The organism is Rhodococcus sp. C-2, assembly GCF_027854095.1.
Taxonomy (GTDB): domain Bacteria; phylum Actinomycetota; class Actinomycetes; order Mycobacteriales; family Mycobacteriaceae; genus Rhodococcus_F; species Rhodococcus_F qingshengii.
Genome location: NZ_JAQGFI010000006.1, coordinates 357595 through 378706 on the forward strand (window position 1 = coordinate 357595; position 21112 = coordinate 378706).

Genomic DNA, 21112 nt, shown 5'->3' on the forward strand with positions numbered 1-21112 from the left:
GAGCTGGCCGGTAGCTCACGTAATCGAATACCGGTCAACCCTGATTTCACGTAAGGGCGTCGGTAATGGGTCCGACAGTGAAGTAGGCCACAAAAAGTGCCGCCACGATCCAGAGCAACGGGTGGATCTTCTTGATACCACCGCTGGCAGCGTGCAGGACCACCCATGAAATGAAGCCGACGCCGATGCCGTTGGCGATCGAGTAGGTGAACGGCATGACGATCATGGTCAGGAACGCCGGGAGAGCAACCGAGAACTTGGTGAAATCGATGTCTCGGACCTGCCCGATCATCAGCGCACCGACGACGACGAGGGCAGGCGCAGCTGCCTCGATCGGCACGACGGAGTAGAGCGGCGTCAGGAACATCGCTACGAGGAAGAGCAGTCCGGTCACGACGTTTGCCAGGCCCGTGCGGGCGCCTTCGGCAATACCCGACGCGGATTCCACGAACACGGTGTTCGACGACGCCGAAGCGCCACCGCCGACGATCGCGCCCGCGCCTTCGACGACAAGCGCGCGACCGACGTTGGGGAGGTTTCCGTCCTTGTCGGTCAGGCCGGCTTCCTTACCGAGACCCGTCATCGTGCCCATGGCGTCGAAGAAATTCGCGAGCACGAGAGTGAAGACAAGCAGGCTGGCGGCCAGAACACCGATGCGGGTGAATGCGCCGAAGATGCTGACGTCGCCGACCAGGCTCAGATCAGGCATACCACCGAGCATCTCCGGAATCGCGGGGATGCTGAGGTTCCAGCCCTTGGGGTTGGTTCCGAGCGAGGGTCCGACGTCGGCAACTGCCTCGATGATCGCGGCGAGGATCGTCGTGACGACGATGCCGATCAGCAGTCCACCACGAACCTTGCGCACGACCAGAACACCCATGAGCAGCACACCGAAGATGAACACCACGGTCGGCCACGAAGCGATCGAGCCGTTGATTCCGAGTCCGACGGGAACCGTCGTACCGGCGGCATCGGGGATACGGCGGACGAATCCGGCGTCGACCAGTCCGATGAAGGCGATGAACATGCCGATACCGGCCGCGATCGCGGATTTCAATGCCGAGGGAATCGCATTGAACACCGCAGTTCGGAAACCGGTGAGTGCCAACAGAACGATGATCACACCGTCGATGACCACCAGGCCCATCGCCTCGGGCCAGGTGACCTGAGGTGCGATTGTGACGGCGAGCAGGCTGTTGATGCCGAGACCCGCGGCGATGGCAAACGGATAGTTGGCAACGACACCGAAGACGATGCTCATCAGGCCCGCAACCAGAGCGGTGACCGCCGCCACCTGGTTGACCGGAAGGATGTTGCCGAGAACGTCGGTCTTCGCTGCAGCGTCGTCAGCCGAGAAACTTCCGAGGATCAGGGGGTTGAGGACCACGATGTAGGCCATCGCCACGAAGGTGACGACACCGCCGCGAATCTCGGTCGAGATCGTCGACCCTCGTTCGCTGATCTTGAAATAGGTGTCGAGGATCTTGCCGGGTGCCGCCATGTTTGTTCTTTCCCCATCGCTGTAGGTCGCCGTGTGCCGGCGCACATGAAGCCGGTCGCACTAGGGAGAGTAGGCCACCGGGGTACGGGTAGCGTTAATTTTGTGACGGAGACTCGCAACACAACAGGCCTGATCGGCAAATTGTCCGCACCCGCGCCGGCACTGATCATCGGCACCGCGTTGTGGGTGATCGCCACGATCGTGGTCGCGGTGAGCGGCGATCGTTGGTCGGATGCACTCCCGATCTGTTACGCGGGTATCGGAGTCGGCTTCCTCGGCTTCGCTCTGTTCTCCATTCAACGACGCGCAGCTGTGCGCGGTGACAAGGGCGCACAGCAGGGCGCCGGTCTGGTCGACTGAGCAGGTCGATTCACCCTTTCAGTATGGTAAGCCTACCCTATACTCCAGTGTCGGTCTTAGCTTGTCAATGCTGAAAGGAACCACGTAGCCGTGAAGATCTCCCACCGAAATCGTTGGAAAAGCCGAGGACGTTGGACGAGACTGACATCCGTTGCTGTGGTCGCCCTGGTCGGCACAGCACTCGTCTCCTGCAGTTCGAACGACGACGCAGCAAGTAGTCCGTCGAGTTCCGGTGGTGGCGCCTTCCCCGTCACGATCGATCACGCTTTCGGCAGCACCACGATCGATTCCGAACCACAACGGATCGTCACCGTCGGTTACAACGACGAGCAGGCTCTGTTGGCTCTGGGCATCAAGCCCGTCGGAATGGTCAACCAGTACCCGGGCGAACCGGACGTCAACCGCACGTGGCCATGGGTCACCGGTCCTTGGGGCGGAACCGAACCGACCGTCGTCGGCAGCAATCCCGAAACCACGATCAGCGTCGAAAAGATCGCTGCGCTCGAGCCCGACCTGATCCTCGCGCTCTACTCGAGCATCGACAAAGACCTGTACAGCACACTTTCCGCGATCGCCCCGACCGTCGCGAAGGATCCGGCCTACGGCGACTACGCAACTCCGTGGCAGATCACGACGAAGACCGCAGCGAAGGCAGTGGGTCGCGAAGCCGACGGCGAGAAGTTGGTCGCCGATATCGACAAGCAGTTCGCCGACGCCAGAAGCGCTCACCCGGAATTTGCAGACCAGACCGCGGTGATCATCAGCGTCGACGCGACCCCGGAGTTCTACGCCTTCTCCTCCGAGGACGCCCGCGGACGGGTTCTCGGCAGTCTCGGATTCAAACCTGCTCCCGCGGTCGAGGCCTTGATGAACGGTGAGTTCTACGCGCCGATCTCCACCGAACGACTGGATCTTCTCGACGTGGACCGTCTCGTTGTCATCGGCAATCCCGATGCCGCACAGGCGGTCCGAAACAACCCTGGCTTCCAGCAACTCGACGTGGTCAAGGACAATCGCGTCGTCTACGTCAACGACGATCAGGCTCCGCAGGTCGGTGCGGCCTTGACCGCAAGCTCGGCACTGAGCTTGCCGTGGGCCACGAGCCAACTACTCGCCGAGCTCACGAAGTAACCAGCGCCCGGCGCTTTCTGATCTGCGCGGTTCCCCAGATCCACACGCCGGCCCACATCATCCCGAACGCCCAACCTGCCAGTACATCGGTCATCCAATGGGCAGCCAGGTAGACGCGGGAGAATCCGACGGCGATCGTGTACAGGCCGAGGCTCGCGAGCATTGCCATCTTCGCGAGCCTCGGCAAGGCAAGACGAAGGATCACGGCGGCAACCGAAGTCGCGAGTATCGCGCTCATCATCGCGTGGCCCGACGGGAACGAATACGAATCGATTTCGATCAATCGCTCCGGAACGGGTGGGCGGGTTCGCGTGAAGATGCGCTTCAATCCGCTCATCACGAGCAGACCGGTCAACATCGATCCGGCGATCAGCAGAGCTTCGGTACGCAGTCCCCGAACCAGAAGCACGATCGTGAGCAGCGTCGCGATCAGCCACGACGCGAGGGTTCCGCCGCTGTCGGTGATGACGTCGACGACGTCTACGAGCCACGCCGTCCGCTGACTCACTGCGCTGTCGAGTACCCACTGATCAAAAGACATCTGCCCTCACATTCCTTGCGGCAGAGTCCACGTACGCATCACGTGATGAACGCCGTCCGAGTCCACCCACCACGGCACGATCACCGTCGTCTCGACCGCCCCCGTCAGTTCCACCGTCAGTTCGTGATGGATCACTACCTCGCCGCTGGGTACCTCACGGCCGAGGGCTGCGAAGCCGAGAACTGCCTGCGGTTCGTTCGCCCAAGTCGTCACGACGCCGGTGCTGCTCACTCGTCCGTGAACGGATGCAGACGCCGTCGCGACGTCGAGCAGATCTGCCAGTGCGTCGGCCGTCTCGAAGCTGCCGAGCACCACTCGTTGTGCAGGCAGTGCCGCTCCCAGCCACGGTCGGTCGAGAACAAGGGCGTCGCCGGGATCGACCAGATCACCGGAAAGGCCTCGCACGAACGGCGGCAGGTGCAGTTCCTCCAGGTCGAGAACCCGTCGCTGCGCTGCCTCCCCCAGTAGTCGGTGCGTCCGCGCGACGACGGCGGAGGCCGGCATCCGTAGTGGGTCGGCAAGCCGATCGAGCAGCAGCTGAGCCAGTTCCGGATCGTCGACGGTATCCGATGCCAGCAATCCGGAGAAGAATCCGGCGTCGGGGTGTTCGGCAGCATCGAGCAATCCCTCGAAGGTGCGATCGCCCGGAGCGCGCAGCAAGCCCAGCACCTCACCGCCGAGTTCGGCATTCGAACGCAACCACCACGCCGTGTATCCACGACGGTCGGTGAGCAGCGCCCGCGTCGCCGGCGACTCGACCAGCAGCGACAACGCCTGCGGCCAGCGGTCTTCGTCCACGAGATCGAGATCGCGCACGGCTTCGATGTATTCGGGGTCCTCGTCGAGGGTGTCCCACCATGCGTCTTCGGCGTCGAGATCGTGATCGGGGCCGGACGGCAATTCCTCACGGACCACCGTGAAACCCCACCCGACACCGACTACCCGTAGCGCCTGCTCCCCCACCCGCTGAACAAAATCAGCGTCGACGATGCCGAAGGGAGAATCCTCGACCAGGACGCTTGCAAGGGGAGCTCCCGGAAGCAGAAGTTGGTCGGCGGACCGCAATTCGCCTTCCGAATCAGGAAGCAGCACTTCACCGATCCACGACGGCAGCGCCCCTGGCGCCACGTGGGCCGCCAATCCGAGCACCACTTGCGCCAACTCCGTCGCTACCGAATCATCTTGGTCCGCAGCATCTTCGATCAATGCGCGCAGCGCCGGATCGGACAGCAGGTCGGTGGCACTCGCGGTCTGCGCTCCCAATCGAGACAGCAACGGGTGAACCGCGACGGGATGAACCAACCTCGTCCACTCCACCGACGGCGCGTCTTCGCCCAGTTCGACGCCGACGACGACGGTCCGCGGCCCGGTCACCGTCCGTCCATCGGAGAGCGGAACCGGCAGTGTTCCAAGCTCTTCCACCGCAAGAGTGTCGATCACCAGAGGCTCGAGAGCCGAATAGAGGCGATTCCACCACTTGGGTTCACGTTCCGAACCGCTGAGCAGTTCGGCGATGCGCGCGAGCCCGATGCGGTGTGTCGACACCGCCGCGAGCGCTCGCTCGTGCTTGGGGCCGGAGAGCTCGGGGACAACCAGGCCACCGATGATGTCGGTGAGCAACTCGGCAAGGTCATCACTGAGCCCGGGCACCACGGACGCTCGCTGCGGCGCGCGGTCGGGCTCACCGACCACCGGAAGCCACTCGTTTTCCTGCAGCTCCTTCAGAAGCGCTTCGCGCAGAAGCGAATCCGTTTCACTGCGGGCAAAGGCAGGGATCGGAACGAGTGCCGTTCGCTGCCGAGGAGGTAGTGCAGCAAGGAACTTCGCGTACCCCTCGGCAAGCGGAGCGATCGGTGCAGCGGGCATGAGGCGTCGCCGATCGGGTTGCATTGCAATGTCGGCAATGATGATCGCGGGGATCGACAGTTCCTCGTCGGATCGCGTCGGCGCCCGCAGGACGTCGTCTGCGACCGGCTCGACGACCCCGTCGCGGACCGGCACCAACCATCGCGCGTTCGGCGCGGTGTACTGCCACCACGTGCGATCACCGATCGCGATCTCGACGAGGCCGGAATCCAGCACCCGTTCCGATCGCCGAAAAGTCTTCTCACCCAGACGAATTGATCCGAGAGCCGGGAGTTCGAGCAGCAGGTCGACTGCCTCACGTGTCATCTGCGAAAGCAGCGCCGCGGCATCGACGTCCGGCCGAAGCGTCAGCACCACTTCCGAATCAGCACCATCGCTCGGCAATTCGCCAGACGGCCACACCAAACGAAGTACGGGGACACCGGTTTCCGGCACCGGGAGTTCGCGAGACTCGATCTCGCGCAGAGTGTGCGAGGCAGAGAATCGAATCGATCCCGTCGACGAGCGCAGTTCCACCTCGTCACTGACCGAGAGAACCGCCGAGAATCCGACGCCGAACCGTCCCGTCACACCTTCGTCGGCGTCGACCTTGTTCGACGCGCGCAGCGCGGTCAGCACATGTACACCGGATTCGTCCAGTGGACGGCCCGTGTTCGCCACCGTCAGCGTCCGACCGTCCACATCCACCCACAAAGAGCCCTGGACGCCCTCGCGTGCAGCTGCATCGGCAGCGTTCTGCGCCAGTTCGGTGAGCAGACGGTCGCGGTACCCGGCCTTTGCGAGGTCGGATTCCGCAGCCGCGTCTTCACGCAATCGCGTCGGAGATTCCGACCACGCGCGCAGCGTCACCTCGCGGAGTGCGTCCGTACCGAACGGATCTTCTACTCGGTGGATACCGAATCCTCAACTGCAACAGCGCTCGACGGGCGAGCGGGCACCGCAATCAGCTCGACGGCCCCGTCGTCGAATGCGTCGAACTGCGGCGAGCCCGCACCGAGCGGCAGGCTGGTGTCCGAGTGCGCGCCACAACCGTAGGACACGCTGACCACACGGCCGTCTGCGGAGAGTTCGTTTCCGCACACACCGAACGCTGCGTGCAGCGAACCGGCGAGTGGAAGGAAGAATCCACACAGTCCACACGTCGACGGCGCGGCCTTCGCCATCTCCGACTCCGGGCCGAAGTCACCGTCGAACCAACGCTGCGCGGCATCGAGTCGGCCCTCGCGGCTCATGACCTGTTTGCGGCCGAGCCCGATTTCGAGAGCTACCTCGTCGACTTCCGGGTCACCGGTGGCGACGTAGCCGGGAACGAGGCGAGGATCCTCGGCCGGCGGGGCGAGTAGGTCACCGACGGACAGATCGCCGGGACGAATCCGCTGATCCCATGGCAGCCATTCCGGCGCAACCAACGCGTCGGGACCCGGCAACAGCGCCAACTCACTGATCGTGGCGTGGGTGTCCTCCGGTCCGGCAGCGACGACAACCGCCCACTGCCAACCGCGGTATCCCGGAATGTCTGCTGCAAATCGATGGGTGGCGGCAAATTCGTCCTCCGACGTCACGCCGAGGTATGCCCCCACACCGCCTTCATGCAGGTCGACGACTGCCTTTCGGGCAAGCTCGACCGCATCGGCCAGTACTGGGCGCGGCACTGCACGCTCTGGAGAAGTAGCAACACTCACTCCTCCAGTTTGCCGCACCACCGCAAGTCCGCAACGCACTGGGCTGCCATGCTGGGCAGATGAGTAGGTCACACGCCAATTCCGTGCGCACTTTTGCAGTGGTCGCCGTGATCGCCTCGGCCTTGGCGGGGTGCTCCGATTCCCCCGGCGCTCCCGACAACCTCACGTCCGAAACCGGCTCCGTCGAGATCGTTCGAGTGTCCGCGCACGATCCCGACGCGTTCACGCAGGGCCTCGAGATCGACGGAAACCGGTTGTACGAAAGCACCGGACGCGTCGGGCAGTCCTGGGTGCGCTCGAGCGAGATCTCCGACGAGCAGTCCCCCGCTTCGGGACCGGAAGTTGCGCGTGCCGATCTCGACCCGCCGTTGTTCGGTGAGGGCATCACGGTCGCCGGAGACACACTGTGGCAACTCACCTGGAAAGACGGCGTTGCCATCGCCCGTGACAAGGACACCTTGACCGAACGGGGGCGGTTCCCACTCGACACCGAGGGATGGGGAATCTGTTCGCTCGGGGATCGGATTGTCTCGAGCGACGGTTCGGCCACGTTGACCTTTCGCGATCCCGAAACCTTTGCGCCGATCTCGACCGTCGACGTCACCAGATCTTCGGAGTCCGTCGGCAAGCTGAACGAATTGGAATGCGCCGAAGACGGCTCCGTCTACGCCAATGTCTGGACCACGGACACCGTCGTCCGAATCGACCCGTCGGACGGCAGCGTCACGAACGTGTACGACGCTTCGCCGCTACGCGAAGAACTCGTCGCGGACGGATCGACCAGCACCGTCGACGTTCTCAACGGCATCGCGCAGATTCCCGGTACCGACCGATTCCTGCTCACCGGCAAGTATTGGCCGCAGATGTTCGAAGTCCGTTTTGTTAACTGAGTCCGACATGACACAGGACTCGCAGGGGTGTGCGTGGTAGCCGCGCCGACACTAGGACAGAATTGAGTGGTGACCGGACCGCGCGAACCCTACGACCCCGAAACTCGGCGAATCCACGACGAGCCGGAGGGGCAACAGGTGCACCCCGGTTACGACAATTACCCACCCGCGGCCCGCCCGGACAATTACCCACCTTCGGCCCGTCCCGCTGCCCGTCGCACGCCTTTGCCACCGCTGCATCCGATTCCCGAATCGCGGGGAGACTCCGAATCCGCGGCCGGTTCGAAGACGCCGGGGGCGGACGCTCCCAAGGCTCCACCGATGCCTCGCAAGCTCACCGTCACTCGCGTCGCAGCGATGCGCAGCCGCGAACTGACGAACAAGGGCATCGCGACCTTCCAGCGCGCGGCGAAGGCCGACGGCGCGGACAAGTCCGGTCTGACCGCTCTCACCTACGCGGTGATGACGAACAACGCGACCGACGCGGCGATCTCCGTCGCTCTGGCCAACACGCTGTTCTTCTCGGCCGCGACGGGCGAGGACAAGACCAAGGTCGCGCTCTATCTCCTGATCACGATCGCACCGTTCGCGGTCATCGCACCGCTCATCGGCCCCATGCTCGACCGGTTGCAGCGCGGACGCCGCATCGCACTCGCGTCGTCGTTCGGAATCCGGACGCTCCTCGCGGTGATCCTGGTCTTCAACTTCGACAGTTGGATCCTCTATCCGGCCGCGCTCGGCATGATGGTGCTCAGTAAATCGTTCTCGGTGCTCAAGAGCGCAGTGACACCACGCGTCCTACCACCGGAAATAGACCTGGTGCGCGTGAATTCGCGTCTGACGGTCTTCGGGCTGATCGGTGGAACGATCGGGGCCGGCGCTGTCGCAGGTGCGCTCGCGCTGGCTTTCGGTTCCACCGGCGCCTTGTGGTTCGCGGTCGCCGTCACCGTATTCGGCGCATATCTGAGCATGCGAATCCCGTCGTGGGTCGAGGTCACCGAGGGTGAGGTTCCCGCGACCATCACCTACCACCCGGACGAAGCGCATCACGCCGGCAGCGCCCCACCGCAGCCGGACGCCAAACCTGCCAAGGTCCGTCAGCCTCTCGGACGCGCCGTGATCATCGGACTCTGGGGCAACGGCACCATTCGCGTGCTCACCGGCTTCCTGACGCTCTACATCGCGTTCGTCGCCAAATCACGCACCGATCACGAGCCGCTCCAGCAGGCCATGATGCTCGGCCTGGTCGGCGCAGCAGCCGGTCTGGGTAACTTCGCCGGAAATGCCACGGGTGCGCGCCTCAAGCTCGGCCGGCCTGCCTTGATCGTGCTCCGGTGTACTGCGTCGGTGTGGATCATCGCGGTGATCGCAGCTCTGACGGACAACCTCATGACGGCCGCGCTTGCCACGCTCATCGCATCGGCCGCCAGCGCGCTCGCCAAGGTCTCACTCGACGCGTCACTCCAGCACGACCTGCCCGAGGAATCGATCGCGTCCGGATTCGGTAGATCCGAGACGGTTCTGCAGCTGAGCTGGGTACTCGGCGGCGCATTGGGGGTTCTGCTTCCGACCGAATACTGGATCGGGTTCACTGTTGTATCGGTGTTCCTGACGATCGGGCTTCTGCAGACCTTCCTGAGCTACCGAGGAAGCAGCCTCCTGCCCGGCCTCGGCGGGAAGCGACCCGATCTGGCCGAACAAGAAGTGACCGAAGTGATTTACACCGGTAAATCCAACCGAGGACAAGGAAGTACTCCGCAGTGATGATGCGCTCGAGAACAAAGAAGATCGTGGCAGCGATCAGTGTCCTGATGGTGGTGGCACTGGTTGCTTACGTCTCCGTTCTTTTCGTGATCATCAAGAACATCAACGACGACCCCGACAAGCTGCCGGTCATCACTGCATACGCACACGGCAAGACGATCGAAACGAACCCTGCCGGTTTCTGCACCATCGACCTGTCCCAGTGCGCCCAGGTGGGCGACATCTACGCACTCGACGTTCCAGCGGGCTACCCGCTGCAGCTGTCGTTGTCGACGGACGTCTCGGATGCGCAGTGGGCACTGCTCGCCGTCTACGAGGATGCCGACGGCAACCAGACCGGTGAGCCCCGAGTCTTCGAGCCCGGCGAGGCCCTGGCAGTGACGGTCGAGTCTTCGAGCGATCCCGTCAAGCAACTGGTCGGCGTCGAAATCCACCTCGCCGTCGGTGAGGGAAGCGAACAGGGACTGCTGATCTGGTCGATCAAGACCGCTTGATCCCCGGAACGTCGAAAATGCCCTGCACACCGATTGGTGTGCAGGGCATTTTGTTTCGAAGCCGTGTACGGCAGCTCGTATCGAGCGATCAGGTGTCGAGCTCGCGAGCGACGGCCCGGACGACCTCGGAGATCCGCTGAGCGGTCTTACGGTCCGGGTACTTGCCGTTGCGCAGATCCGGCTGGACCTTCGCCTCGAGCAACGTGATCATGTCCTCGACCATGCCGTGCAACTGATCAGGGGTGTGCTTACGCTCGACGGGCTCACGACGCGTCGCCGTCGCGCCGCGCAACGACGGCGCCGGCTCGAGTACCTTCAGGCTCAGTGCCTGCGGACCGCGGCGGCCCGCAGCCATTCCGAACTCGACGCGCTGGCCGGCCTTCAAGCCTTCGACGCCCTCGGGGAGAGCGGAAGCACGGACGTAGACGTCCTCGCCCTCTTCCTGCGACAGAAAGCCGAAACCCTTTTCGACGTCGTACCACTTCACCTTGCCGGTCGGCACCGCGTTCACCTGCTCATCACTCGACTGGGGCGTCTGCCCCAATGTGCTCGGGAGGCTCTCGGAAGAGCCTCATGGCCTTGCTCGCATCGCTTCCGGTGGAAGAATGCAAAAGAACGCGCCCCACACTTGCTTCAGCGGGGCGCGCAGTCTGTTAACAGTCTACCTGTGACGAACCCGGGTCGGCACCCAGGTTTACAGGCACTATCCTCGTAGGTGTGGACCCTCAACCGAACCCGCGCACTTCCGGCACCGGAAACGGTCTGTTCCGTACGGCGATGGCACTGTTCATCGTCGGATTCCTGGCGATCGTGGCCATCTTCGCAGTCCATATCTTCAGCGACACCCCACCCGGCCTGGCGTTGTACCTGGTAGCACTCGCGTGCCCGATCGGCTTCCTCCTGGCCATCGTCTACACGCTCAGATCCGGTCGACGCGTGCGCTGATCACTCCCGCCTCCAACCGAAAGGTCACTGACCATGAGAATCCTCCTGAACGTGATCTGGCTGGTCTTCGGCGGCTTCTGGCTGGCGTTGGGTTACTTCGCCGCAGGCATCATCTGCTGCATCCTCATCATCACGATTCCCTTCGGAATCGCGGCATTCCGCATCGGCATCTACGCACTGTGGCCGTTCGGTAAGACCGTCGTCGACAAGCCGACCGCTGGTGTCGGTTCGATGATCGGCAATGTCATCTGGGTGATCATCGCCGGTATCTGGTTGGCGATCGGACACATCGTCACCGCCGTCGCGATGGCGATCACGATCATCGGAATTCCGCTCGCGGTCGCGAACCTGAAGATGATTCCGATCTCGCTGATGCCGCTCGGCAAGGAGATCGTCGACGTGGACCGGGTGAATTACGCATAGTCGTGGACCGCGTCGATTACGCATAGCGGGCCCGCGGACCGAAGAACCCGACCACAGCAGTTGCTGTGGTCGGGTTCTCTGGTATCAGGTCGTATCAGCGGCCGAGGCTACCGAGTCCGGGGAGGTTACCGAGCGAACCGGTTCCCGTTCCCGGGTTGCCCGGATCGACGGGGCCGACCGGCCCCTCGGAGACCACGATGGTCACGCTCGAAGCACGCGAAAGCACGCTCTTCGCAGTGATCTCGACGGTGACGCTGCCGACAGCGGTGGGGGTACCCGAGATGGTGCCGTCCTGTGCGAGGGACAGTCCGCCGGGCAGAGTGCCACTGGTGAGTGCAAAGGTTGCGCGCGCATCGGCGGCAGTGAGCTTCTGCGAATACGCCTTACCTACCTGAGCGGCAGGCAATTCGACGGTCGCGGGTAGCGGGTACGCAGCAACGACTGTCACCTTGCCCCCGTTGGTCGTCGACGCGATGGCGCCGGTCGAGGTGTCGAGCGCGAGGTTTTTGACCTTCTCCAGTGCCGGAACCTTGGTATCGGTCAGAGCGGTGGTGGCGCGGGTCGTCAGATCGACCGACCACAGGTGTCCGTTCATGACGTCCGCGACATATGCAATGCCTGCCGCAGCGTCGACGACCACGCCGTTGGGAATCGCGGTCGGAGACAGCGTGGTCTTCGACAGAATCGCGCCGGCCGGGGTGATCGCCCACAGGTTGGTTGCCCGGGTGTCGGTCATGTAGATGTTGCCGGTGTTCGTGTCGACATCGACGTCGACCGGGTAGAGGTTGTCGGCACGCACGATCGACTTGAGTGCTCCGCCCTTGCGTACGTCCGCCTGCCACAGCGTGCGGCCGTAATTCTCGTCGAAGAAGTTGGTGTCCGCGATGTAGAGGAAGCCGCGGACACTGTCGAAGGCGAGCTTGGTCGGCGTTGCCGACTTGTGGACCAGAATGCTCGACACGGCGTCGGCGGCGTTGGGGTCGACGACTCGGATGTTGCCGGACTTGTAGTCCGAGAAGTACGCGCGGTGTGTTGTGGGATCGACGACGACATCGTTGATCTGCGGACGCGAGCCGTCGGGGTTCTTCTCGCTCAGCGTGACCGTCTTTTCGACCTTCCCGGTCTTCGTGTCGACAATCGAGATCGCGCCGCCGTAGGAGGAGGACACGTATGCGCGTCCGAGGCCCGAGTCGACGGCAAGTGCCGACGGGTAACCGACGACGCCGTCGATGGCGCCGACGGACTTGCCGGTGTTCGTGTCGACGACGGACAACGAGCTGGTCGGTCCGCCGTACTGCGTGATGTATCCGCGGTGGGTTGCCGCGTCGACGACGATGTCGCCGGGCTGGGTTGCGGAATAGCTTCCGACAACACCGTGTGTCGGATCCTCGGGTGAGGCGTGTGCAGCGGGAGCAGTGACGGCCAGGCCGACAGCAGCAGCGGCAACGGCGAGTGACGCGGTGACCGCACGCCGACGGTATTGCAGTTTCATGAGGGGTGCCCTACTTCTTTGGAAGACTCTGCGAAACCTGCCCAAGCGAGGCAAGTCAGGCAAACCTAACCTAAGTTCCAAAGTCGATGTTGAGACACGGGCCACAACCTTGGGTCCGGATCGACGCACCTCTCAATCGCCCGAAATTCTATTTCCGCATAACGTGTGACCTTGCTCACATTACGGATGGATAACGGAACGGACACAACCGGACATTCACTCGGGCACCCCCACCTACCTGGGAAGAGTCTCCTGCGCTTTGTGTGACGCGTTGTACGTCTTTCGCCACGCCGCGTTATCAAATGGTGACACGAGCGACTCGAGCCGTTACCGTCGTTTTCGGCCGGGAAACTCGGCCACCTCCGGCCCGCCGCGCCAAGCCTTGTCCCGCGGGTACCGGACTTCCGACAGAGCATTCCAGGGACGAGGACGGGGGACCCAAAGTCCTCTGTGAGAACAGAAAAGTTCTCCAGTGGACACCGGTTCGATCGCAAGACCGAATCTTGGGGTGAAGCCAGACCCTTTCCAGCCAGGAAAGGCGAGGCCGGGCGACCTCTCAGCCCGAACCCGACAGCTGACCTCGCAGGCGCGTGTGGAGAGGATTTCGACCATCATGAGCGGACGCCATCGCAAGCCCACCACCACCGGCCGCACTGTCGCCAAGGTCGCCGTCACCGGCGCCATCATGGGCGTAGCAGGAATTGCAGCCACCGGAACCGCAAACGCTGCCCCCGACTCCGACTGGGATCGTCTCGCCCAGTGTGAGGCCGGCGGAAACTGGGCCATCAACACAGGCAACGGTTACCAGGGCGGACTGCAGTTCTCCCCCAGCACGTGGAACGCACACGGCGGCGGACAGTACGCAGCCACCGCAAACCAGGCCACTCGCGAGCAGCAGATCGTTGTTGCCGAGCGTGTTCTCGCAAACCAGGGTTGGGGCGCATGGCCGTCCTGCTCCTCCAGCCTCGGGCTGAGCAGCGGCGCCACCGAGCGTTCCGCTCCGGCCACGACGGCTCCTCAGGCAGCTCCGGCTCCGGCGCAGCAGGTCGCACAGACCGTTGCACACCCGGTCGCCGACGCCATCGATCAGGCAATCGCATTCGCCGAGGCCAACGGCATCCCGGTCGACCCGCAGATCCTCGCAGTCGCCGACACCGCGAAGTCGTTCCTCAAGTAACACCGGCAAGACTGTCCGCTCGGACGCTCGAACATCAAGAAGGCCCGCACCGATTCGGTGCGGGCCTTCTTCGTGTCGAGTTGTTATCGGTTGATGACGGTGTGCGGGTGTACGTAAGGAAGTGACTCCACCGGAACCGGAAAGGTGGTGTCCTCGCCGAAGGGTGAAAGTCCACCTGCGCGGGTCGATGACAATTCGGTCACTGCGTGATCTCCGTCTGCAGTTTCCGGCCATCCTGGATCTACATAGTGTTGCTTCGAATTGTTGGCCACGAAGTCATTTTGACAGGACGCCGTTACGCCGTACAGACCAGGTCTCTAATCTGATACCTGATGACCGAAACACGTGGCACCCCGGCGGGCAGTTCCGCAGCCGAAAGTCTGACCGATTGGCTCTCGGCGCGCAGTGACGCCGAGTTGACGGAGTTGTTGCGTCTGCGCCCCGATCTGGCCGTACCGCCGCCGAGCACGATGGTGGTTCTCAGCGGTCGGGCACAGCAACGCGCGTCGGTCAGCCGAGCCGCAGACGAACTCGACACCCTCGATTTCGGTCTTCTCGAATTGTTGGCACTGGCCGGCGCCGAGGAAACTCCGATGACGCGGGCGGAGCTCAACAGTGCGATCGCCGAACGCGCCCTGACCGGCAAGGGCAAGGTCACCAAGAAGGCCGTCGACAGGTCTCTGTCGAAGATGCGCGCGTCCGCCCTCATCTGGGGTGTCGATCCCATCAGCGTCGTCCCAGCAGTCATCGGGATGATTCCGTGGCGTGTGGGGCGCGCCCTCGAACCTGCCGAGGCGATGACCGAGACCGAGATCTCGGCTGCGCTCAACGCTCTGGACACCCGCGAGCGGGAGCTCCTCGAGACACTCGCCAACTCCAGCCCGATCGGTCGCACCCGCGACGCTGCCCCCGGAACGCCGCCTGAGCGCCCGGTTCAACGACTGCTGGCGGCCGGCCTGCTGCGGTGGCTCGACGAGCAGACCGTCGAGCTTCCGGCGACGGTTCGTCAGGTCATCCGCGGCGAGCCGGTTTTCGATCCGACGACGCTGACCGCACCCGTCATCGGGGGCGACAAACTCAAGCCGGCGGACGTGAACGCCGCAGCAGCCGGCGAGGCGCTCGAGTTGGTACGCCAATGCGAGAACGTGATCGCTGTTCTGGGCGCAGCGCCGGCCCCCGCACTGCGAGCCGGTGGGCTCGGTGTTCGAGAACTACGACGCGTGGCCAAGACGGCCGATCTCGACGAAGCGCGCGTGAGCCTACTTGTCGAGTTGCTCTCGGCAGCCGGACTCATCGCCAGTGGAACACCAGATCCGGCGCCGGTCTCGGACAACGCGGACGAATACTGGACGCCCACGCTCGCGGTCGACGGCTGGCTGAACGCATCCACAGCGCGACGGTGGGAGGTGCTGGCGTCCGCCTGGGTCGACGTACCTCGAGTTCCGTGGATGATCGGGCTGAGGGATTCCACCGACAAGCCGATCGCGGCGTTGTCCGAGGAGGGCCGCGCTCCGGCGGCTCCGCGAGATCGTCAGGCCATTCTGGGGCTGCTCTCCGAACTCGACAGCGGCCAGACTGCATCGGCCGTCGAGGTAAGTCGGCTGCTGGCGTGGCGACGCCCGCGATGGAGCGGGCGCCTACGGACGTTCGCGATCGAGCGGACTCTGGACGAGGCCGCTGCTCTCGGGCTGGTGGCCCGCGGCGCGTTGTCGTCACCTGGACGAGCCTTGCTGCACGGCGGGGACGCCGAAGCCGAAATGCAGTCCGCGCTACCCGAGCCCATCGACTACATCCTGGTCCAGGCGGATCTGACTCTGGTTGCGCCCGGCCCGCTGGTACCGGACCTGCTCGAGCAGGTGAGCCTGGTCGCAGACATCGAGTCGGCCGGATCGGCGTCCATGTACCGCATCAGCGAGGACAGCGTGCGTCGTGCGCTCGACGCCGGTCTGACGGCCACCGAACTGCATGCGATGTTCGCTTCGAAATCGAAGACTCCTGTCCCCCAATCACTTTCGTATTTGATCGACGATGTCGCCCGTCGACACGGACGACTGCGTGCCGGAGTGGCGGCGTCGTTCATTCGATGTGAGGACGCGTCACTGCTGGCGGAGGTCCTCGCATCCGCAGTGGCCGAGCCGTTGGCACTGCGCGCCTTGGCTCCCACCGTCGCGATTTCGCAGGCCCCTCTCCGCGAAGTCCTGACCGAGCTGCGAGCCGCCGGATTCGCGCCGGCAGGTGAGGACTCTTCGGGCACGTTGGTCGATCTCCGCCCACGTGGGGCACGTGTACCCAACCGTCGCAGCCGACCGGCGTCGAGGATGCCGGCGAGCCCGTCGGCGGATCAGCTGGCGTCGTTGGTCCGCACGATGCGGGCCGGAGACCGTGCTTCCGCCCCCGGCCGCGGCGGAGTGCGAACGGACGGTTCACGGGAGAACAACGCCGCCACCATCGCCTTGCTGGCCACGGCGGCCCGAGACAATTCGAGCGTCAACATCGGCTACGTCGACGCCCAGGGGGTCGCGACGCATCGCATCGTCGACCCCGTCAGCGTGGGCGGCGGACAGCTGGACGCCTTCGACCCCGCGAGCGGCGCGGTTCGCCGTTTCACGTTGCACCGAATTACTTCCGTCAGCCCCGTCGACTCCGGAAAAAAGTAGCAAAAAAGAAGCAACTGGCTTTTTTCTGTAAATGAAGTATGGTCGAGGTCAGTTTGTGATTGCCACTTCGAAAAATGAGGAGCGACAATGGCTGACAAGGCGCCGGGTAAGAACATGAAGAAACCCGCCCAGTCGATCAAGGAACGCCGCGCGGAGAAGCGGGCGAAAACTGCGGAGTCTTCCGAGTTCATCCGTAAGCGGAAGCGGAGCTGACAGCAAAGTCCAGAGAAGACGAGCTGATTGCGAAGCTGACCAATGCCTGCCTCCACCGACACCCTCGTGCACCTGCACGAAACGTTCAACCTGTTCAAGTCACGTAATCGAGGAACTGACGCACGCTCGCGCGGGTACGCAGCGGGCATGACCCTCGCTTCACTCTGCGTCCTCGACGAACACGCTCGGCAATCCGGAATACTTCTATCGGATTTACCGCAGAAAGAGAATCAACCATCGTGAAAAGAACAATCCATACCCTGGACCGCATTCAAACGAGACTCGAATCGGAGCTTGATTCCACTCCGGGTGATTCCGAAAAGAATATCGGTTACCGGTCCGGAATTTCCGAAGCTATTACTCATGTAATGGAAATGCGGAAGTCAGTGGTCGCGCAGAAATAGGAGACGCATCGATTAGGCGCTCACCCCAATAACTGCCGCACACCACCCACCAGAAAGACGACCTGGTCCTCGTAGAAGTCGGCAAGCCGCTCCGGCGCGAGCGGCTTGCCACTTCCGCTCCAATCGTCCGCCCGGCTCAACGCCTGGAGGAAGCCCATCAAGGCAATCGCCCAGCGAGTCTCGAGCCGTTCGGGATCGGTAGCAGGAAAAGTACGACGGACCTGGTCGAGAAGATGTTCACGCAGGTGCAGCTCGGTCGCCTCGAGGGCTGGATGGCCCGGTCGTGACATCTGCGGCTGCGAGATCTGCGTGACGATTCTGATCCATCGCATTCCCCGCGTGCGATGGCGAAGGAGCAATGCCTTGTAGGGCGCAGTGACGGCCCGTACCAGCGCCTCCACCGTCGGCGGCGTCTTGTCGGCGGAGAGGGCGTCGACGTTCGCGCTGATCTGATCTCGCACCGACGTTCCCATGTCCAACAGCACCGCTGCGACCAGATCGTCCTTGGTTCCGAAATGGTAGTGGACCGATGACGGCCCGAGACCGGCCGCGGCGTTGACCGAGCGCAGCGAAACTGCATCCAATCCCTCTGTCGCGAAAAGCCTTTCAGCAGTTTTGAGCAAACGCAGACGCGTCGCGTCGCCTTGACGGTTCTGCCGGGAGTCGGTCATACGAACGAGCTTCGCACGGGCTCGACAAACGTCTCAACCGTGGCGAACGCGGAGTCAGAGTGATTCACGGTGTGCTCGCACCCTGTTGTCGCGATCCACCCAGCCGTGGGCGCGTGCGTAGACCACCATCGCGGAGAACTTCTGTCTCCACTCGGTGTTTCCGATCCGGGCAGCGACGGCTTGCTCCAAGTGGCCGATGTCGAGCCAGACGTGATCCCCCTCGAGTTCCCCCCACGGTTCCAGTACCCGACTCAGAGTCTCGGATCGATCGTCGCCGCCAACGACGACCGAGAGACTGGTGAAGTCGTCGACACTGTTCAGTTCGACGGTCGAGGAGTCGGGGGTGATTGTGACGTCCAGTTGCATACCTCTTCAATACTCCTTCGGAAAGTACTTGGTTCAGTCGATCGACTCGCAACAACGATATCCGACGTCATTGCACCAGATAACGTTGAACTACAGGTGATTACAAATCTCCCACTGTGCGGGAGGCTCAACTTATTGGATCAGTTGATCCATGTTAGACATCTCGATCAGAGCGAGTGATCCAAATCACTCCCCTGTCGACAGGAGTTGTCATCGTGTGGTCCGCATCGTCCATCCGCTTCGGAGCCTTCCTCGCCCCGTACCATCCGCTCGACGCCGATCCCGCCCTGCAACTCAGACGCGATATCGACCTCATGACACACCTGGACCACCTCGGATTCGAAGAAGCATGGATGGGTGAGCATCATTCGACCGGCGCCGAGATCGTGCCTGCCCCGGACATGTTCATCGCGGCCGCCGCAGAGCGAACCGAGCGCATCCAGTTCGGCACAGGCGTGACGTCTCTGCCCTATCACCACCCGTTGATCACGGCCGACCGCATCACTCAGCTCGATCTGCAGACGCGCGGACGACTCATCTTCGGCACCGGCCCGGGCAAGATCCCCCTCGATGCGCACATGATGGGCATCAACCCGTCGGACCAGCGTCGTCGCCAGGGCGAAGCGCTCGAGGCCATTCTCGCGTTGCTTCGCGGCGAGGTCGTCAACATGGAAACCGACTGGTTCACGTTGCGTGACGCACGCGCACAGCTGCCCACCTACCGCGCGGACGGCATCGAGACAGTGACAGCGTCCACGATTTCCCCCAACGGTTCGGTGCTCGCAGGCAAGAACGGCCTCTCCCTGCTCTCATTGGCCGCGAGTTCACCCAGCGGCTTCGACGCACTGGATCGCAACTGGGATGTGTACGAGAAGGTCTCGGCCGAACACGGCCACCGCGCCGACCGAGCGACGTGGCGTGTGGTCAATCCGATGTTCATCGCCGAGACCCGAGCGGAGGCCGAGCGCGCCGTGAGCCGACGGATCGGATCGATGGCTTCCTACGTGAATCGACAGACCGGCCAGAACCCGGCCTGGGCAGATACACCGGCCGGAGTCATCGATCAGTGGCGCAACGACACGCTCGGCGAGTTCGGTCAGGCGATCATCGGTACCCCCGAAGATGCGATCGCACAGATCGAGCGTCTGATCGAGAAGACGGGAGGGTTCGGCACGTTCTTGATCCTTCACGTCGACATGGCGAGCTGGGAGGACACCAAACGCAGCTACGAATTGTTCGCCTCCGAGGTGGTCCCGCACTTCCGGAAGCGAAATGTCGGGCGTCAGGCGAGCATGCAGTTCGCCGAGGACAACCGCGAATACCTGATCGGCGGGCTGGTCGGAGCGATCACCAAAGCCCATACCGACTACTACGGCCGGCCGGCCGAGACGGGAGCCGTGCGCGCATGAGGGCCGTCCGTTTCCAGCAGGGAGAATTCGCGGTCACCGAGATCGCCGACCCGCCGCCGTTGGCACCCCATCAGATCCGCATCGACGTCGTCGCCTGCGGGATCTGCGGCAGCGACCTGAGCATGTCGAAGGACCCGTGCCGATTCGTCGAGGTCGCGCACGACGGGGGCTACCCGCTCGCCACCTTCGATCCGGACGCGCCAGTGGTGCTGGGGCACGAATACGCGGGTCTCGTCTCCGAGACCGGTTCTGCAGTAGACGATTTCGCGATCGGCGATCGGGTGGCCGGCATCGGCTTGGCCACCGACACCGCTACCGGGATCCCGACGATCATCGGCTACTCGAACGAGTACCACGGCGCGTTCGGCGATCACATAGTCGTCGACGCGTTCTGGGTCCGCAAAGTTCCCGACCACCTGTCACTCGAGCACGCCACACTTGCCGAACCTCTCCACGTCGGCGAGATGCATCTCCAACAGTCCGGCCTCACCTCGGCCGATTCGGCGCTCGTCATCGGTTGCGGAACGATCGGACTGGGCGCCATCGTCGCCGCGAAAGCGCGCGGAGCGCAGATCGTCATCGCGTCGGAGCCCTCCCCCAAACGACGCGAGCTCGCCGCGAAGATGGGCGCGGACATCGTCGTCGATCCGGCCGAGCAGGATCCGATCGAACTGTGGAATCGAATGATCGCCGAAGGCAACCAGCTTGTCGGCCAGGCCGCGAACGGAGTTCTGATCGCCTACGAATGCAGCGGTCGGGCGGGAGTCATCGGAGAACTGATGCACACTCTGCCGTTCAACTCGCGGATTCAGGTTCTGGCTGCGCCGTTCGGCGACGAGACGATCATTCCCGTCGTCGGGCAGTTCCGGAGGATCTCGATCAATTTCGGTCACGGTCCTTACGAGAATGCCTACGACATCACCCTGCAGAGGCTCGCCGACGGCGAGATCGACGCCGAAGCGATCATCACCGGCAGGGTCGGCCTGGATGGAGTCTCGGACGCTTTCGCAGCTCTGCGCGCACCCGACGAACACGTGAAGATCCTCGTGCTACCCGCGGGCCTCCCGGAATAGCGGTCGATCCTGCCCTGTTGACGTAGGGGTGCTCGCACTCGGGCACCTCTACT

21 protein-coding genes and 1 riboswitch are annotated in these 21112 nt (G+C 63.4%); of the genes, 12 read left to right on the forward strand and 9 right to left on the reverse strand.

Annotation, left to right across the window (positions count from 1 at the left end; genetic code table 11):
• Positions 1–46: 46 nt before the first annotated feature.
• Positions 47–1501, reverse strand: a complete 1455-nt coding sequence (locus PCS43_RS15590; RefSeq protein ID WP_003940242.1) for an NCS2 family permease — start codon at positions 1499–1501, stop codon at positions 47–49.
• 102 nt (positions 1502–1603) lie between these two features.
• Between PCS43_RS15590 and PCS43_RS15595 the strand changes: the two genes are divergently transcribed.
• Together PCS43_RS15595 and PCS43_RS15600 are read left to right on the forward strand one after the other, a co-directional pair.
• Positions 1604–1861: a DUF2530 domain-containing protein gene (locus PCS43_RS15595; protein ID WP_007733492.1), complete on the forward strand. Its 258-nt coding sequence runs from the start codon at positions 1604–1606 to the stop codon at positions 1859–1861.
• Between the two features lie 90 nt (positions 1862–1951).
• Positions 1952–2992 (forward strand): iron-siderophore ABC transporter substrate-binding protein, encoded by a 1041-nt coding sequence (locus PCS43_RS15600; protein ID WP_058037819.1) that lies wholly within the window; start codon positions 1952–1954, stop codon positions 2990–2992.
• Here the strand turns inward: PCS43_RS15600 and PCS43_RS15605 are convergent.
• From PCS43_RS15605 to PCS43_RS15615, 3 genes are all read right to left on the reverse strand, one after another.
• Positions 2982–3533, reverse strand: a complete 552-nt coding sequence (locus tag PCS43_RS15605) for a phosphatase PAP2 family protein (RefSeq protein ID WP_030535362.1) — start codon at positions 3531–3533, stop codon at positions 2982–2984. The genes PCS43_RS15600 and PCS43_RS15605 overlap by 11 nt on opposite strands.
• Before the next feature lie 6 nt (positions 3534–3539).
• Positions 3540–6212, reverse strand: a complete 2673-nt coding sequence (locus PCS43_RS15610) for a sacsin N-terminal ATP-binding-like domain-containing protein (protein WP_209911679.1) — start codon at positions 6210–6212, stop codon at positions 3540–3542.
• Between the two features lie 68 nt (positions 6213–6280).
• Complete coding sequence (locus PCS43_RS15615) at positions 6281–7102, reverse strand: DUF3027 domain-containing protein (protein ID WP_030535360.1); 822 nt, start codon at positions 7100–7102, stop codon at positions 6281–6283.
• A gap of 38 nt (positions 7103–7140) precedes the next feature.
• Here PCS43_RS15615 and PCS43_RS15620 point away from each other — a divergent pair, with 38 nt between their 5' ends.
• From PCS43_RS15620 to PCS43_RS15630, 3 genes are all read left to right on the forward strand, one after another.
• Positions 7141–7971, forward strand: a complete 831-nt coding sequence (locus PCS43_RS15620; RefSeq protein WP_073512664.1) for a glutaminyl-peptide cyclotransferase — start codon at positions 7141–7143, stop codon at positions 7969–7971.
• Between the two features lie 69 nt (positions 7972–8040).
• Positions 8041–9735: an MFS transporter gene (locus tag PCS43_RS15625; RefSeq protein WP_223304424.1), complete on the forward strand. Its 1695-nt coding sequence runs from the start codon at positions 8041–8043 to the stop codon at positions 9733–9735.
• A 26-nt stretch (positions 9736–9761) separates the two neighbouring features.
• A complete protein-coding gene (locus PCS43_RS15630; protein ID WP_223304425.1) occupies positions 9762–10229 on the forward strand; it encodes a DUF2771 domain-containing protein in 468 nt (155 codons plus the stop codon).
• An 88-nt stretch (positions 10230–10317) separates the two neighbouring features.
• Here the strand turns inward: PCS43_RS15630 and PCS43_RS15635 are convergent, their stop codons facing one another.
• Positions 10318–10731, reverse strand: coding sequence for a cold-shock protein (locus PCS43_RS15635; protein WP_007733502.1), 414 nt, complete (start codon positions 10729–10731; stop codon positions 10318–10320).
• Between the two features lie 215 nt (positions 10732–10946).
• Here PCS43_RS15635 and PCS43_RS15640 point away from each other — a divergent pair, with 215 nt between their 5' ends.
• The gene (locus PCS43_RS15640) at positions 10947–11174 is read left to right on the forward strand and encodes a hypothetical protein (RefSeq protein WP_003940194.1); all 228 of its coding nucleotides are present in this window, start codon (positions 10947–10949) and stop codon (positions 11172–11174) included.
• A gap of 33 nt (positions 11175–11207) precedes the next feature.
• Positions 11208–11597: a YccF domain-containing protein gene (locus PCS43_RS15645; RefSeq protein WP_003939919.1), complete on the forward strand. Its 390-nt coding sequence runs from the start codon at positions 11208–11210 to the stop codon at positions 11595–11597.
• Positions 11598–11691: 94 nt separating this feature from the next.
• Here PCS43_RS15645 and PCS43_RS15650 read toward each other — a convergent pair whose 3' ends face one another.
• The gene (locus PCS43_RS15650; RefSeq protein WP_209909654.1) at positions 11692–13089 is read right to left on the reverse strand and encodes a YncE family protein; all 1398 of its coding nucleotides are present in this window, start codon (positions 13087–13089) and stop codon (positions 11692–11694) included.
• Between the two features lie 395 nt (positions 13090–13484).
• Positions 13485–13694, forward strand: a riboswitch (cyclic di-AMP (ydaO/yuaA leader).
• Between the two features lie 8 nt (positions 13695–13702).
• On the opposite strand from PCS43_RS15650, the gene PCS43_RS15655 reads away from it, so the two are divergent.
• A complete protein-coding gene (locus PCS43_RS15655) occupies positions 13703–14266 on the forward strand; it encodes a transglycosylase family protein (protein WP_003939675.1) in 564 nt (187 codons plus the stop codon).
• A gap of 83 nt (positions 14267–14349) precedes the next feature.
• On the opposite strand, the gene PCS43_RS15660 is transcribed toward PCS43_RS15655, so the two are convergent.
• Positions 14350–14538 carry a hypothetical protein gene (locus PCS43_RS15660; protein ID WP_019744939.1) on the reverse strand — a complete coding sequence of 63 codons (189 nt, stop codon included), beginning with the start codon at positions 14536–14538 and terminating at the stop codon, positions 14350–14352.
• A 60-nt stretch (positions 14539–14598) separates the two neighbouring features.
• Here PCS43_RS15660 and PCS43_RS15665 point away from each other — a divergent pair, with 60 nt between their 5' ends.
• The gene (locus PCS43_RS15665) at positions 14599–16923 is read left to right on the forward strand and encodes a helicase-associated domain-containing protein (RefSeq protein WP_209909656.1); all 2325 of its coding nucleotides are present in this window, start codon (positions 14599–14601) and stop codon (positions 16921–16923) included.
• An 87-nt stretch (positions 16924–17010) separates the two neighbouring features.
• A complete protein-coding gene (locus tag PCS43_RS15670; RefSeq protein ID WP_007733507.1) occupies positions 17011–17136 on the forward strand; it encodes a hypothetical protein in 126 nt (41 codons plus the stop codon).
• A gap of 424 nt (positions 17137–17560) precedes the next feature.
• Here PCS43_RS15670 and PCS43_RS15675 read toward each other — a convergent pair whose 3' ends face one another.
• Together PCS43_RS15675 and PCS43_RS15680 are read right to left on the reverse strand one after the other, a co-directional pair.
• Positions 17561–18211, reverse strand: coding sequence for a TetR/AcrR family transcriptional regulator (locus tag PCS43_RS15675; protein ID WP_003940633.1), 651 nt, complete (start codon positions 18209–18211; stop codon positions 17561–17563).
• Positions 18212–18265: 54 nt separating this feature from the next.
• Positions 18266–18577, reverse strand: a complete 312-nt coding sequence (locus PCS43_RS15680) for a hypothetical protein (protein ID WP_064073975.1) — start codon at positions 18575–18577, stop codon at positions 18266–18268.
• A gap of 215 nt (positions 18578–18792) precedes the next feature.
• Here PCS43_RS15680 and PCS43_RS15685 point away from each other — a divergent pair, with 215 nt between their 5' ends.
• Together PCS43_RS15685 and PCS43_RS15690 are read left to right on the forward strand one after the other, a co-directional pair.
• Positions 18793–19986, forward strand: coding sequence for an LLM class flavin-dependent oxidoreductase (locus tag PCS43_RS15685; RefSeq protein WP_064074070.1), 1194 nt, complete (start codon positions 18793–18795; stop codon positions 19984–19986).
• Positions 19983–21059 (forward strand): alcohol dehydrogenase catalytic domain-containing protein, encoded by a 1077-nt coding sequence (locus tag PCS43_RS15690; protein ID WP_081558298.1) that lies wholly within the window; start codon positions 19983–19985, stop codon positions 21057–21059. The genes PCS43_RS15685 and PCS43_RS15690 overlap by 4 nt, the downstream gene beginning before the upstream one ends.
• Positions 21060–21112 lie beyond the last annotated feature (53 nt).

Coding starts and splice junctions, on each gene's coding strand:
- PCS43_RS15645 (WP_003939919.1), top strand. CDS start 11,208: ATGAGAATCCTCCTGAACGTGATCTGGCTGGTCTTCGGCGGCTTCTGG.
- PCS43_RS15620 (WP_073512664.1), top strand. CDS start 7,141: ATGAGTAGGTCACACGCCAATTCCGTGCGCACTTTTGCAGTGGTCGCC.
- PCS43_RS15655 (WP_003939675.1), top strand. CDS start 13,703: ATGAGCGGACGCCATCGCAAGCCCACCACCACCGGCCGCACTGTCGCC.
- PCS43_RS15690 (WP_081558298.1), top strand. CDS start 19,983: ATGAGGGCCGTCCGTTTCCAGCAGGGAGAATTCGCGGTCACCGAGATC.
- PCS43_RS15665 (WP_209909656.1), top strand. CDS start 14,599: ATGACCGAAACACGTGGCACCCCGGCGGGCAGTTCCGCAGCCGAAAGT.
- PCS43_RS15675 (WP_003940633.1), bottom strand. CDS start 18,211: ATGACCGACTCCCGGCAGAACCGTCAAGGCGACGCGACGCGTCTGCGT.
- PCS43_RS15605 (WP_030535362.1), bottom strand. CDS start 3,533: ATGTCTTTTGATCAGTGGGTACTCGACAGCGCAGTGAGTCAGCGGACG.
- PCS43_RS15590 (WP_003940242.1), bottom strand. CDS start 1,501: ATGGCGGCACCCGGCAAGATCCTCGACACCTATTTCAAGATCAGCGAA.
- PCS43_RS15680 (WP_064073975.1), bottom strand. CDS start 18,577: ATGCAACTGGACGTCACAATCACCCCCGACTCCTCGACCGTCGAACTG.
- PCS43_RS15650 (WP_209909654.1), bottom strand. CDS start 13,089: ATGAAACTGCAATACCGTCGGCGTGCGGTCACCGCGTCACTCGCCGTT.
- PCS43_RS15670 (WP_007733507.1), top strand. CDS start 17,011: ATGGCTGACAAGGCGCCGGGTAAGAACATGAAGAAACCCGCCCAGTCG.